Origin of the sequence: Methanolobus bombayensis, assembly GCF_017873415.1 — an archaeon.
Lineage (GTDB): Archaea > Halobacteriota > Methanosarcinia > Methanosarcinales > Methanosarcinaceae > Methanolobus > Methanolobus bombayensis.
This window is the reverse complement of record NZ_JAGGKD010000001.1, coordinates 1-13883: the sequence shown is the minus strand read 5'-3', so window position 1 is coordinate 13883 and position 13883 is coordinate 1. Positions and strand designations below refer to the sequence as shown.

Below are 13883 nucleotides of genomic sequence, written 5' to 3'. Positions count from 1 at the left end.
GTACGAATTAGTTTCTGTGCTTGTTTTCTGCATGAATTTACATATTGATTTACACAAAATAATCTTTTAAGATAATATATAATTTATCTGAATATTCCGATAATTTATGTCTTTATTTATGCAGAATCTGCAAAGCAAGTATTATTGAATGACAGATGGATCGTCTCCTCCATGCCAGCTAAGACGTGGCCTCATCCTGATAATATGTGCTGCTTCCGTATTGTCATCCACTACAAATGCAACACCTTTCTCAGAACCCATTTTCATAATGGAATCACCAAAGTTATCCTTCATATAGGTGGGCCTGACGGATTCAAGAACATTGATGTCGTCCCGGGAAGTGAGACGATGGCAAATTACAAGATCGGATTGTGAAAGTACATCAGGATGAATAGAAGCTGGCCGTTGTGTTGCAAGAACAAGAGAAAGACCGGGTTGACGACCCTGTTTTAGCCACTCATTCAGCAACAAATCAGATGCAAGAGTTTCACCCTGTGCGGGCAGAAACTGTTGAGCCTCATCGATAAACATCCAGACCATAGGAATTCCTTTTTCAACAGAGTTATCACCCATCATTTTTCTTTCATACGAACGCCTTGCTTCCAGCCTCATATGATAGATACTGCGGGAAATAGAACTGACAAGTGCAGACCTGACAGGTGCACTTCTTATGGTGCTGATATCGATTACCGATGTAGAACCTCTTTTTACCAGTTCTTCAATGCCTGCACCTTTTTCTGCAAATATACCCCATGAAGAGGCTGTCCTGATATAATTTTCAACAGCAGCTTTAGCAACAGGATCCGAGCGTTCATCTTTCATTACAGAATCCAGGACATCTTCAAACGAAAATGTACCTTTATCTTGTAGTTCATCTATAATCCTTATCAAAAGAACACCGGAAGAAGAGACTGTTTCTATTCCAAAGAGTTTGCACCATTCATATCCATCCATCCGGGATATGGAAAGAGAAAGAGGTCTGACACTGATATTTCTTTTCTCATAGGAGATGAGGTTGCCTGCAGGTACAAAGACATCAACATCAAATCCGGCCACATCAAGTCCCCATTCAATTACCTGCTCTTCCTGGGGTATGTTAGATTTGTTAAGTGTCCAGAAAATTCCCATTGTGTCGATAACAACAGAAGAGATGTCATTTTTGAACTCATCAGGAAGCATCATCAGACCTTCCATCAACACTGCCATTGTGTAAGATTTACCATACCCTCTTTTACCTGCAATGAACAATGCATGGGGTTTGTTAACATCCAGTGACACATGAGATCCGTAAGAGCGGTCTCTTGCAAGATACCTTCCAAGATAAAGAAGAACATCTTCGCCATTTCCACCAAGAATATACTGTTGTTTTGAAATACCTGCATTTAAAGAAACCGACATGATACAAGAAAACTTAGTAAAAACATATATTATTTTTGATTTTGTTTTAAATAATCAAAAGAAAAAGAACAAAAAATCATAGATGAGAAAATAAAAATAAAAATAAAAATATAATAGTTATCGGATAACGTGGTTTGACAAAATTTATATAGGGACAATAATATGTAGGTGGAAGAGGAATCTTCGTCATCACATCATTCCCCTCTGATGCATTGATTCTTTTAATGTATCATACCCCAAACTTCACCCAAACCATCATTATGCGAGGTTCCTCTTTCTTTTCATCAATTCTGCCGAACATGAGCCAGTATACCTCTTGCTGCCAGAATTCCAGTGGCAGATGAATTAATAAGGTCACGCGACAGGCCCGCACCATCGCCTGCAACGAAGAGGTTGCCAATGTTAGTTTGCATGGTATTGTCCACATCTATTTTCAGGGAATAGAACTTTACTTCAGGTGCATAGAGAAGAGTACAATCCGAATCCACTCCGGGAATTATCTGATTAAGAACTTCGAGACCTTCCATGATATCCATGACTATCCTATGAGGCATCGCCATGGAGATATCCCCCGGTGTAATATCCTTAAGAGTGTTGTTGACAGCGTTTCTTTTAATCCCATCTGCAGTTGACCTGCGTCCCCTCCTAAGATCACCAAGCCTTTGCAGAACAGGTTTTCCTCCACCGATAGTTGTTGCAAGTTTTGCTACAGACCTTGCATACTTTATGGTATTTTCCATTGGCCTTGTCAGTTCCACATGCACCAGAAAAGCAAAATTGGTGTTCTCTGATTCTTTACTGTGCATGGAATGTCCATTAGTGGCAACAAAGCCCTCATATTCTTCCTTTACAACAAATCCATGTTCATTGGTACAAAAAGTCCTGACAAAGTCATCATGACCTTTAGTATAAATGTGAAATTTGGGATCATGGTTGATCCGTGTCACAGGGTCCATGATAATCGAGGGAACTTCCACACGAACACCAATATCAACACCACTATAGGAAAATTTAATGGAATGTCTGTCCACAAGATCATTTACCCATTCATAACCGACCCTTCCCGGTGCAAGTAAAGTGTATTTTGAACGAATCTGCCTGTATTCCAGAATAATGCCGGCGCAGGTGTCATCTTCAACAATTAGATCCTTAACTTTGGATTCAAGCAGGAAAGAAATGCCTTTTGATTCAAGATCATTCTTCATGGATTCAATTAGTGCAACTGAATTGTCAGAACCTATATGACGTTGTTTTATATCTATAAATCTTGCACCAACGGAAGCTGCTCTTCGTTTAAGTATCTCGACTTCCTCTCCTGTTGCAGAATATGTTTTAGTTGTTGCTCCATATCTAAGATAGATCTTGTCCACATAATCCACAATACCCCATGCAGACTCAACATCACCTGTTTGTTCGGCCAAGTTACCACCAACATCAGGCCTAAGGTTTAAAGTGCCATCTGAATAAGCACCTGCTCCCCCTACACCACATAAGATGGAACATGGAGAACAATGATTACATGATGAAACAGAGGAAACACAGCAATGTCTTTCATTGATGTCTTTACCGGCATCTACAACAAGCACTTCTAATCCTTTGCCGGCAAGTTCATAGGCAGCAAATAGTCCGGCAGGGCCGGCACCTACGACAACTACGTCAAAGTCATAGTTAATATCAGAAATAGTATCACTCCATGGTTCCCTTCAAAAGAACCATGGATAAATATTGGAACTATATAGATTAAAATATTATGATAAGATAGTATCGAGTTTTCCGGCAGCATTTGCCAGCTTGATCTCCTGGGCAATTCTCCTGCCTGTTGAAAGGTTGGGCTCTATTAGATCAGAGTATGGGGAGCCTGAAAGATAGATATTGGTACCTGCAACTATGCGTGCCGATATCTCAAAGACCTTGATCTCAAGCTTGTCTGTAACAACTGTTTCAAGACAGAAAGGACCTATCATACCTCCAAACAGTTCAAGTGACTGCTCAACCACCCTTTCTCCAAGGCTGAAGATCTTTGGAAGAAGTGATTCCCTTGCAACAAGAGGAACATTTCCTGTTACCACATATGTCGGGATAATATCAGCTTCTTCAAGTTCCTTCGGAGAACCAAGCCTGAAAATTTCATCCGCATTAGACTCAACCCTTCGGTCCATGCTCAGCATCTCAAGGATACCATTGCTTAGTTTGTACCCTTCTTCCCTCAAAGGAGAATAGAAGAAATGAAGATAATACCTTGTACCTACTATAAATTCCTGAACTGTGTATTTTTCATCAGGGTCAATGTGTTCCTTGAATTCCTCATAGTTCTTGGCAACAAAGAAACCACGTCCGCCTTTTGCACCATGATACTTGACCATTACAGGGCCATCGATATCCTGAGGTTTGACTAGCTGGGGCATTTCAATTCCTGCACCTTCTAACCATACACGCTCCATTTCCCTGTCGGATTCCCATTCAAGAACTGCTCTGTTGCCGAAAGTTGGAATTGCAAGTTCTGCGAAAGCTTCTCCACCCATATACTCTACAAATGAACCATGTGGAATTACTATAGAATTCTTTGAACGCAGCTCTTCAAGGATATCAGGGATTTCTTTATAACTGTCAACCACAATGAATTCATCAGGTTTTGCCAGAGGGAAAGCATCGTAGAATCTTGGTGGCTCTTTTACACAGATGCCTATGGTCCTGAAACCTTCCTGTCTTGCGCCATAGAATATCTGAAGACTGGAATGAGAACAAACAGTGGCAATGCTCAGATTGTCATGGTCGTAATTCTCAACAATTTCCATTATTTGTTCTTTAGTTATCATAATGTAATAGCCCCTAGAATTTACCCCATATTGTTCTTGCTATTCTTTAACTTTTCGAGTTACATTTTAAATTGTTATAACTTCAAACGAAATTGAACTTAAAGGAAACAATATAAGTCAATGTGCATATAAAGGGATTTATGGGAGATAACGAAGAAGGTACAGGTTCGGAAAAAGTGCTCATTCTACCTCTTAGCGAGGATTCCAAAAGAATCACTCAGTTGCTTTCCAACGAGAAAGCAATGAAAATGCTGGAAATACTTGCGGATAAACCAATGTCTGCCAGTGATGTTGCTGAAAAACTTGATATGCCACTGACCACTGTAAAATATAACCTTGACGGACTGATTGAAGCTGACCTCATTAAAGTGAAAGAAACAAAATGGAGCCGTAAGGGAAGAGAGGTAAAAATATACGAACCCGTCCAGAAACTCATTGTCGTTGCCCCGGGAAGCATGAAAAACGACAGGTCATCAATACTCAGCATGCTGAAAAAGTATCTGGGCCTTGTTGCTGGTGCTCTTTTCGCTGCAACAGGACTTGAAGCCCTCAGCAGATACTCAATGTTTTCTCCTGCACCACAAATGGCACAGGATTCTGCAAACTCTGCAAATATCCCTGTTGTCCCCGGAGAGGGAGAAAACGTAGAAGCTATGACCAAAGAAATGCCTGAATCTGAAGTACAGGATTTTGCAGGGTACGAATATGACGCAGAGACAAATGCATCTGATATAGTCTACGATGAAGAGACCACCGCTGAGGAGATGCCTGTTGAAATGCCCACTGAATCCGCTGAAATGGATGGAATCACTGCTGAGGGAGTAGAGCCTGAAATGCTGGCATCTTCCACACCAAACGGAACTGATGCAGGAGCAGACATGGTGAGAGAAAGCATGTCAGCCACGAATCAAACCCAGGTTGCACCAATGTCAAACACTGTAACAGACAACATGACCGCAACAGGAGGAGCTGTTACGGACTCATTTATGCACGGATTGCTTTCACATGTAAGTGTCTGGTTCTTTTTCGGTTGCCTGTTTATTATTACTCTTCTATTTGTGAGAGAAATGTATAATAGAAAAAAGAACATATGAGGGCTGAGTGAATGGTATGAGAGTTGCTCTGAAAATAGCATATGTAGGCACAGGCTACCATGGTTCTCAGGTTCAGCCGGATGTGGCTACAATAGAAGGCGAGCTGTTCAATGCGCTCACGCAGCTTGAGATCATAGAAGATCCTAAATCCGCACGTTTTTCAAGTTCCGGAAGGACAGATGCAGGAGTTCATGCAAGAGAACAGGTTGTGGCTTTTGATACTGACAAACCTAATCTTGCTATTCCAAGAGTCATTAATTCCAAATTGCCAAATTCTATATGGGCCTGGGCACATGCAGAAGTTCCAGATGATTTTGACCCCAGACGATGGGCAGTCAGCCGTAAATACAGATATATCATGAGTGGGGAGCAGTACGATATCTCAAAGATAAGATCTGCTTCAAAGATACTTATTGGAGAGCATGATTTTGCTAATTTCTGCACAAAAGAAGGTGACAAAAGTACTGTTCGAAATGTCGAAAGAATAGATGTGCGCGTAAGCGGAACCCTTACTAAGATTGACATTCGGGCAAACAGTTTCCTCTGGAACATGGTCAGGAAGATAGTCACAGCACTTACAATGGTTGGAAGCGGAGTTCGGGATGAAGACTGGCTTGTTCAGATGCTTGATCCTGAATCATATGAAGAAGGACTGGAGTCTGCTGCTGAATACGGACTAACACTTATGAAAGTGAAATATTCGGAGCCAATCGAATGGTGTGAGGATGGTTATGCCATAAGAAGAGCCACCGAAAATGTACACGACTATATGGTACGACACAGGGTCATGGCAGAAGTAATGGACCACCTGGTTCCTAATGAATAAGCTCATTTTATCTTTTTTACAAAAATGCGTTGTACTGTCAGCATTCGGGACATGGTTATAGATTATGAGCTTGTCCGCAGAGATGTCAGAAATCCCAGGCTGGAGTTTCTGGAAGGAGAATTATATCTTATTGTTCCAAGATCGTTCAGGGAACATGAGAAAATAATACGTAAGCATCAGAGATGGATATACAACCGTTATTCCAGATTGCAGAAGATTCAGGATTTATCACAGGACATTGAACTTGTAAGCCACAGGTCAGTAGATGAGCTGAAAAGGATCATTCAAAAATACGCATCTGAAATTGAAAAGGAACTTAATGTCAGACCTGAAAAAATAAGGTTCAGGGAAATGAAAACAAAATGGGGAAGTTGTAGTTCAAGAGGAAACCTCAATTTTAACACCTTCATGCGATATCTGCCGGATGAGATGATAGAATATATTGTCCATCATGAGATGGTGCACCTCATCGAACTAAACCATAGTTCTAGATTCTGGAACTATGTCAAAAAGCGTTACCCGGATTATAAAGAATCAGAGACTAAGCTTGCTGCCTACTGGTCTCTGATACAGCAAAAGTACCATACAGGTCATTCTTTATAGAGAACCGTAAATATCCTTGTGAGACTCCTGTGTACTTTTTGGGTAAATACATCAATAACTGAAAAACCTGCCTTTTCTGCAAATTCAGCGACCTTCATCTCGGAAACCACAACTGCAAGTTTGCCGGTTTTAAGGACACGATACATCTCGGCAAATGAATCAGAATAAAGATGATGAAGAGATTCTGCCTTGATCGCTGCAGACCTGCCATAAGGCGGGTCAGTTACGATTGCATCAATGGATGAATCTTTAAGTGGAACACGACATGCATCACCTACAAGCAATGAATAATGAGCATCGTATTCATCCAGGTTCATCTTTGCACCGTGGGATATCTTGTGGCGGACTTCAATGCCAATTACATGGGCACCCACAAGACCACCTTCAACCAGAATACCGGCTGTGCCGCTGAAAGGATCAAAAAGTACCTCATCTGAACGAATACGGGAAATATTAACCAGAGCTCTTGCAACCCTGGGCATGAGTACACCGGGATAAAAGAAGGGTTTCTTGTGTGGTGCACGGTGTTCATAATCACCCCTGTCAACTGTTGCCACCACTGAGCCCAGAACTGCTTTGTTTGTCATTATAAAACGGAAAGTCACATCAGGCTCTTTCAGGTTTGCCCTGAAGCCTTTACGATATATGCTGCCGCCAAGTCTTCCTTCTATGAACTCCCTGTTGACATCACCGTGATGTTTAGCTCTCTTTGCACGGACAACATAGGTCTGACCTTCAGACAGATGTTCTGAGATATCTGATCTGTCACACATCTCAATTATCCGGTCAGTTTCAACATCGCATATACCAACCACCTTCAGTATGTGGTGGGACATTGAAAGCCGGCCTGCAATGAATTGAAGTTTTGCTTCTACATCTTCGCCGTCAATATCAACTATCAGGCACTGGTCATAGGATGCATGTTCCCTGTATGTCAGTCCTTCCATTGAAAGACATGCATAGACCTCTTTTACTGGCAGGACAACGTGTTCACCGGATAACTCAAAAGCATACAGCATAATAACTGCAATAGAGAATAGAAGTAGTATTTAAAGCGTTTCAATGAAAGATAAAAATGGAAAATATAATGTGGAGAAGAAATATCAGAACATTAGTTCCAGTGCTTCCTTTCCCGTCATTCCTACTTTGATACCAAGGTTGATAGCTTTCTGGGTTGCTCCGACAACAGGTGCTTCAAGCACATCCTCAAAGCTGTTAACACCTTTGACCTTCACAGCTACATCACCAAGAGCAGATGCAGTTTCCATGTCAAGATAACCGCACATCACAAAACCCTTGTCTGCACGAATTACCAATAATGATGCATTCTGCATAGCAAAATCCAAACCCATGGCAGTTCCGTTTTCAAGTTCGATCATTTCCACCAGCATAATATCACCTAAAATAACTATTTTTAAGATAAATTAGAATTATCAGGATTCAGTTTTTTAATGAGTTTGTTTATATCTGCGGAAAACAGCCTGTCAAAAAAGTCCTCTACACGAGTATTCTTTACGGGATCAGAAGATTCCTTTGTAGCATTGGAAGTTGTATTTACTTCTGAAACTGGAGGCTCTTCATCTATTGAATACTCAATGGTCACTTCACCTGTAAAACCGAAAGTTCCATCAATTGTAGTTCCTTCAGATGTCTTCTTTACAGATTCATGATTAATTCCACCAACAGATAATAGTTCCATACCTGCAGGCAGAACAATCTTAATATCTGTTTGCGGCTCCCCCTGGAACCACATCAAAGAACCGGACTCATCAAGAGGATTTGCGAACTCATAAAATACCTCGTATTTGTTGACGATATCACTTTCCTTATCTGTCGGACCTATTAGATCGAAGGACATTTCAGTTTCAACTCCAAGTAAAGTAATATTCTTGGAGGAATTATCTATCATCACATCCATATTATCCTCTATGGACTGTTTGAAATATTCACTCATTGATACATCGGTCTTCAGTAATTCCCAGGCACCAACAAAACCATCGTTATTTCCAAATTCAACATCAATATATTTTTTGAAGATAACTGATCTGTCACCGGAATATTTTTCCGTATAGCTCCAGGTCATGTTATCTTTATTTATGTTTATACTATTATCCCAGTCATAAGCTGCACTTACCGGAATTATCATCACTGAGAAAAGAACGATTAAGGATAAGAAACTCCCGATTCTCAATCAAATCTCTTCCTGATAGTTTATTTAGTTGTAACCTGACACCCGTCATCCATTACTATGAGAGTGTGCTCTGCCTGCGAGACCATGCCGCCTGCAACTTCTTTAAGAACCGGATAAGAATGGACAATTCCTGCTTTTTCAAGCTGCATCAGAGCAAAGTCAAGCTGTGGCGTCTTCAGCCACCTCTTAGCAAAAGGAAGGGTTCTGTATGGAGCAAGCTCCTTGAGAAGTACTCTTGCGGCTGGCAAACGAACGGGCTTTTTGTTTACGACCTGGAAGATCTCGGTTAGTGTTCCGTCAACAACCTTGCCTGCACCATCTGTTGCAAAAGGTTCGATCGCAATAATGTCACCGGTATGAAGCTCAGCACCACTGCTTACTCTTCTGTTAGGAACACTTGGAGGAGCATGGGGAATATATTGTGCAAGCCCGTGTCCTGTCAAATTTCCTACAGGCTTCAGATCATGATCAAGAATTGCATCTTCTATGGATGCTGCGATATCTGCAGTTGTCACACCGTTCTTCACTGTATCAATTGCAGCATCAAGTGCATCTCTGGAAGCATTTACTAGCTCTGTGTATTTTCCGGACAGGTCCATTGTGATTGCAGAATCTGCAATATATCCATCAACATGGACACCAAGGTCAAGTTTGATTACGTCTTCACCAAATACAGTTTCCTCACCTGCATATGGTGTTGCATGCGCAGCCTCATCATTTCGGGAAATATTACATGGGAATGCCGAACCATCCGCACCGAGCTCTACCGCTCTATTCTCCACGAACTCAGCGATCTCCAGCAAGCTGACACCTACTTTGATCCTGTCCTTTGCCTCACTTCTTACCTGTGAGAGTATCTTTCCTGCTTTGAGATATTTTTCAATGATCTCTTCGATCTCCTTAACTTTGTCAGCCATGTAAATCTCCTTATAGAATGTTAGTTAGCACTAATATACAAATTTCTTTTCCATTTCAGTAAGATTCTCATGCCCATCAGCAGTCACAAGTATGAGATCTTCAAGGCGGATACCACCTACATCAGGATAATAGAGCCCAGGTTCAATGGTTATGATGTTCCCTTCTTCAAGTTCGGTCTCACTGTTTCCGACATATGGCAGTTCATGGATCTCAAGACCCACACCATGTCCTGTTGAATGAATGAAACCTACAGTTGATCCTTCTCTTATGGTATCATACCCTCTTTCTTTGAAAACGTCACACACCTTATTGTGTATGTCACTGCATTTGACACCAGGCTTTACCATTTCAATACCAGCGGTCTGGGCTTCAAGTACCGCATCATACATCTTCTTTAACTTATCAGACGGAGTGCCACGTAGAACGGTGCGCGTCATATCAGCATAGTATTTTTCCCTTTTACTGCGTGGGAATATATCTATGACCACAGGTTCATCAGCTTTTAAAGGACCATTTCCTTCCCAATGAGGGTTTGCTGAACCCTTGCCGCCGGCAACAATTGTATTATCAGCCTCACAGCCCTGTTCAAGAAGAGTAATATTGATCTCCTTGCGAACCATTTCGGATGTAAGAGCAAAGCCACGGTAGTTAAGCACACCTTCCACATTTTCAGATTTGTGAATCATTTCAGCAGCGGCTTTCATTGCCTTGTTGCAGGCATCCTGCACCTTTCTGACCACATTTATCTCTGATTCATCTTTTCTTGCGCGCAACAGAGCAAAGGGACTTTTTAGCGCCTGTATGCTGAAACCTTCTTCTTTAAGAGTCTGTGCAATGTGATATGGGAAATCCCTGGGAACTGCAATGTGCCTTACTCCTTCTTTCTGCAATATCTCAGCAATGCAGTCACAATAGGCAAGAGCCGGATCTTGTCTTTCCTTTACCTTTGATCTGTAATCGCAGCCCTGTAAAGTACGAATATCCGACACTCTGGATTCAAGCTCTGCTCTTCCTTTTTCCATATCAGATACCAGAAGAATTTCAGAACCATCTTTTATCTGAATATAGGTGAACTGATCTGACGCAGAGAAGCGGGTTGTATAATAGATGTCAGCATTATTCGAATTCCCTACTATCAGATATGCATCTGACTTGTGGTTTTCCAGCGTTTTGGAAATATTAATGGGAACTGTTGATGTGGCCATAATAATATCTAGTAGTTACTAGTACAAAATTGTTATCAAATGTATACAAGTAAGTTAATTACAGCACTTTTTACAGGACAAGATATTATTGGCATATATTCTGCCATGTTACCAGAGCCATAATTTGAAACTTTGGACTACATATATCCAATATTTATGAACATGAATGTACGATGTAACCACATCTTGGTTATATACAACTCCATGAAAAGCAACTATTATGCACAATGCAAGTCAGTATGTTTCACAGTTCACAAATGTCTCTGATTTTCTCAGGGATATTAAATATATAATACTGTTTTACGTACTCGGCGATTTCCTGACAACTGCCCATGCACTTAACTATGGATTCGAAGAGAATGACTTCCTTGCGGCAGTTATGCAGAATTATGGCATTGGCTCACTCCTGTTACTGAAGATCCTGTTTATAGGAATAGTGTACTGGAATTACACAATGCTTAAAGATTCCGATTCAAGGTGGACAGATCTTTTGTGGGTACTGTCAAGAAATGGGATTGCATTCGTAGGCTTGTTTCTGGTGGTGAACAACCTGATGGTCATATTCATGGAATGCAGTCTTGTACAGATCATCCATTCAGTAACTTTATGATGGTAAAAACGGAAAAACGTGCCAAAAACGACGCAAAACGGAAAAACGGAAAAACGTCAAATCCACCAGTTTAAATTAAAATACATCCACTCTTTTATCTTTTTAATCATGGTGTTAAGTTGACATCAGTCCTGCCATCACGCCAATGGAGACTATCATTAAAAGATACAACATTACAACAAAGAGTATTTTCATTGTTGGAAGATCTGCTTTTGAATTCATACGTACCATTAGTAACAATTCATTTATACAATAAATAATTGCTTTCATATAATAAAATAGCGAGCAATTTGACCTTAATAATCCAGAAACTAATGAATCAGAGCAGAAAATAACCCTACAGACAACATAAGAAGCAGATATACAGATACAAGGATTATAAGCCTTATAGCTGTGGTTTTACCGGTTTTGTTCAACATAACAGTCTACAAAATGACTGTTGCATTATAAATAGATTCCTAAATAATCCAAATATTGTTCTCTGCAGGAACCGGAAAAAAGCGAATAATATCATAGTATCAACTCCTGTCTAGAAAACAAAATAATCCCAAAAGACCAGCTAAATAACGAAGAAAACACAAATCATATACTCGTCACACCTGCAAAGATCACAATCCCAAATAGTAGAACTATGTACAGGATTGCAAGTATAATCGCTTTAGCAGCAATCAAATTGCCAGAATCATTCATATGTACCACAGTAGGACATAGAATCATATGATATTTATATGTAGTTAAAATTCAAAAATTATTAAAACTGAATGATAAAGATGATTTAATAAAGACAAAAATAAGCTATTGATTGAAAACAAAATAAGAAAAAAACCCGGTAAACCGGGATTTCGCTTAAAACGCCCGAACCGGGATTCGAACCCGGGTCGGAGCCTCGACAGGGCTCCATGATAGGCCTCTACACTATTCGGACATTCGAGTTAATTTCGCTTGTGAGCACCCCTAAAAGGCTGCTCTTGTATATAAAGCTTTTTGTGCATTATTCATGATTTTGAAAGTCCCGCCTCCCAGACTCGAACCGGGGACATCGCGGTGCCTGCGCGTAATGTGATCATGTCACATGAACCAAACTACAGCCGCGCACTCTACCAACTGAGTTAAAGCGGGTCTTACAAATCATGCTTCTGCACAACATTGTTGTGCGATGCAACACTCCAATAAGCGCAATCATACTTATCTCTTTCGCCGTAAAACACGTTTGCACATGCCAAGTATATAAAAGAAAACAATCAAGCTCAGCCTAATTAAATATCTAATATATTGAATAAAACAGAAAACACTTGAAAATCAAAAAATGAAGTAGCCCTCTAACAAGGGACATACTTCAGAATCAGAAAGTATCCAGTTCGCCGTTAATAACCATCTTGGTAATCCTGGTTACATCTGCAAGCCATTCATCAATTACTACTTCAGCTTCTGATTTAACGGAATTGAAGTTTGCACCATCCTCTGGAATTATCTGTGCACTGGCTACGAATGGCTGGTCTATTGGCTGCCCTATCTGGGAAAGCAACTTAATGTAAACATCCTGTACATCAGGAACTGCCTTTACAATATCCTTAGCCATCTGAGTGGACAGCAGATTGTATATCTTACCAATATGGTTGATAGGATTCTTTCCACTGGTTGCCTCCATACTCATTGGCCTGTTTGGTGTGATAAGTCCGTTAGAACGATTTCCACGACCAACTGAACCGTCATCGCCCATTTCTGCAGAAGTACCGGTTACAGTCAGGAACACAGAGTTTGCATCAATATTGTCTGCTGCATTAATGAAAGTCTTAACTTTGCGGTCTGTGCGTTTAAGAGCAAGATCTGTAACATAGTCAACCATTTCTTCCTTTATGTTGACGTAGTGATCCATATCATCAATGTGTCTTCCTACCATTCCACAGCAGATGGTAAGCTGGATGTCATCATTATCTCTCAGACCCATTACCTTGATGTCAGTACCAATTCCAGGAATCTTCTTCTTGAGATATGTGATAAGCATCCTCTCGGAATCATACACTATCTGCTCAAGTTCTGAAAAAGGAGCGTGACCTACACCAAAGGAAGTATCGTTTGCCACAGGAACCCTGTCCCTCTGGAAAACATCTCTCAGATCAGATGAGACGGTACCAAGTTTACAGTCAAGAATTATGTCGCCTTCAAGGTCAATGTCTACAATGGTGTTTCTGAGATAGTTTTTAGCTGCTTTCAAAGCAACA

At 40.7% G+C, this 13883-nt stretch carries 13 protein-coding genes and 2 tRNA genes; 4 read left to right on the top strand and 11 right to left on the bottom strand.

The features are described 5' to 3' along the window. Positions 1-141: 141 nt before the first annotated feature. From J2746_RS00075 to J2746_RS00065, 3 genes are all read right to left on the bottom strand, one after another. The gene (locus J2746_RS00075; protein ID WP_209614624.1) at positions 142-1398 is read right to left on the bottom strand and encodes an ATP-binding protein; all 1257 of its coding nucleotides are present in this window, start codon (positions 1396-1398) and stop codon (positions 142-144) included. A gap of 284 nt (positions 1399-1682) precedes the next feature. Next, on the bottom strand, positions 1683-3080 hold the full coding sequence (locus tag J2746_RS00070) for an NAD(P)/FAD-dependent oxidoreductase (protein WP_209615607.1): 1398 nt from the start codon (positions 3078-3080) through the stop codon (positions 1683-1685). 66 nt (positions 3081-3146) lie between these two features. Beyond that, a complete protein-coding gene (locus J2746_RS00065; protein WP_209614622.1) occupies positions 3147-4214 on the bottom strand; it encodes a formate--phosphoribosylaminoimidazolecarboxamide ligase in 1068 nt (355 codons plus the stop codon). Positions 4215-4354: 140 nt separating this feature from the next. On the opposite strand from J2746_RS00065, the gene J2746_RS00060 reads away from it, so the two are divergent. From J2746_RS00060 to J2746_RS00050, 3 genes are read left to right on the top strand one after another with little or no spacing between them, the layout of a single operon-like run. Next, positions 4355-5308 (top strand): ArsR/SmtB family transcription factor, encoded by a 954-nt coding sequence (locus tag J2746_RS00060; RefSeq protein ID WP_209614621.1) that lies wholly within the window; start codon positions 4355-4357, stop codon positions 5306-5308. Positions 5309-5324: 16 nt separating this feature from the next. Further along, on the top strand, positions 5325-6134 hold the full coding sequence (truA, locus tag J2746_RS00055; RefSeq protein WP_209615604.1) for a tRNA pseudouridine(38-40) synthase TruA: 810 nt from the start codon (positions 5325-5327) through the stop codon (positions 6132-6134). 24 nt (positions 6135-6158) lie between these two features. Continuing rightward, on the top strand, positions 6159-6737 hold the full coding sequence (locus tag J2746_RS00050) for a M48 metallopeptidase family protein (protein WP_209614618.1): 579 nt from the start codon (positions 6159-6161) through the stop codon (positions 6735-6737). Here the strand turns inward: J2746_RS00050 and J2746_RS00045 are convergent. The 5 genes from J2746_RS00045 to J2746_RS00025 form a co-directional block, all read right to left on the bottom strand. Continuing rightward, positions 6725-7756, bottom strand: a complete 1032-nt coding sequence (locus J2746_RS00045; protein ID WP_209614616.1) for a TRM11 family SAM-dependent methyltransferase — start codon at positions 7754-7756, stop codon at positions 6725-6727. The two genes, J2746_RS00050 and J2746_RS00045, sit on opposite strands and share 13 nt — an antisense overlap. Before the next feature lie 84 nt (positions 7757-7840). Further along, positions 7841-8128: a YunC family protein gene (locus J2746_RS00040; RefSeq protein ID WP_209614614.1), complete on the bottom strand. Its 288-nt coding sequence runs from the start codon at positions 8126-8128 to the stop codon at positions 7841-7843. Between the two features lie 23 nt (positions 8129-8151). Then, entirely contained in the window at positions 8152-8928 is a 777-nt protein-coding gene (locus tag J2746_RS00035) for a hypothetical protein (RefSeq protein WP_209614612.1), read from the bottom strand. Between the two features lie 20 nt (positions 8929-8948). Beyond that, positions 8949-9845 carry a type II methionyl aminopeptidase gene (gene map / locus J2746_RS00030; protein ID WP_209614610.1) on the bottom strand — a complete coding sequence of 299 codons (897 nt, stop codon included), beginning with the start codon at positions 9843-9845 and terminating at the stop codon, positions 8949-8951. A 30-nt stretch (positions 9846-9875) separates the two neighbouring features. Further along, on the bottom strand, positions 9876-11051 hold the full coding sequence (locus J2746_RS00025) for a M24 family metallopeptidase (protein WP_209614608.1): 1176 nt from the start codon (positions 11049-11051) through the stop codon (positions 9876-9878). A 220-nt stretch (positions 11052-11271) separates the two neighbouring features. Here J2746_RS00025 and J2746_RS00020 point away from each other — a divergent pair, with 220 nt between their 5' ends. Continuing rightward, positions 11272-11661: a DUF5658 family protein gene (locus J2746_RS00020; RefSeq protein WP_209614606.1), complete on the top strand. Its 390-nt coding sequence runs from the start codon at positions 11272-11274 to the stop codon at positions 11659-11661. Positions 11662-12513: 852 nt separating this feature from the next. Here the strand turns inward: J2746_RS00020 and J2746_RS00015 are convergent. The 3 genes from J2746_RS00015 to J2746_RS00005 form a co-directional block, all read right to left on the bottom strand. Next, positions 12514-12586 (bottom strand) — tRNA-Asp (locus J2746_RS00015). A gap of 85 nt (positions 12587-12671) precedes the next feature. Next, positions 12672-12780 (bottom strand) — tRNA-Tyr (locus J2746_RS00010). 223 nt (positions 12781-13003) lie between these two features. Then, positions 13004-13883: methionine adenosyltransferase (locus tag J2746_RS00005; RefSeq protein ID WP_209614604.1), on the bottom strand; the 880-nt coding region annotated here is incomplete at its 5' end.

Coding starts and splice junctions, on each gene's coding strand:
- truA (WP_209615604.1), top strand. CDS start 5,325: ATGAGAGTTGCTCTGAAAATAGCATATGTAGGCACAGGCTACCATGGT.
- map (WP_209614610.1), bottom strand. CDS start 9,845: ATGGCTGACAAAGTTAAGGAGATCGAAGAGATCATTGAAAAATATCTC.
- J2746_RS00045 (WP_209614616.1), bottom strand. CDS start 7,756: ATGCTGTATGCTTTTGAGTTATCCGGTGAACACGTTGTCCTGCCAGTA.
- J2746_RS00020 (WP_209614606.1), top strand. CDS start 11,272: ATGCACAATGCAAGTCAGTATGTTTCACAGTTCACAAATGTCTCTGAT.
- J2746_RS00025 (WP_209614608.1), bottom strand. CDS start 11,051: ATGGCCACATCAACAGTTCCCATTAATATTTCCAAAACGCTGGAAAAC.
- J2746_RS00065 (WP_209614622.1), bottom strand. CDS start 4,214: ATGATAACTAAAGAACAAATAATGGAAATTGTTGAGAATTACGACCAT.
- J2746_RS00060 (WP_209614621.1), top strand. CDS start 4,355: ATGGGAGATAACGAAGAAGGTACAGGTTCGGAAAAAGTGCTCATTCTA.
- J2746_RS00050 (WP_209614618.1), top strand. CDS start 6,159: ATGCGTTGTACTGTCAGCATTCGGGACATGGTTATAGATTATGAGCTT.
- J2746_RS00075 (WP_209614624.1), bottom strand. CDS start 1,398: ATGTCGGTTTCTTTAAATGCAGGTATTTCAAAACAACAGTATATTCTT.
- J2746_RS00040 (WP_209614614.1), bottom strand. CDS start 8,128: ATGCTGGTGGAAATGATCGAACTTGAAAACGGAACTGCCATGGGTTTG.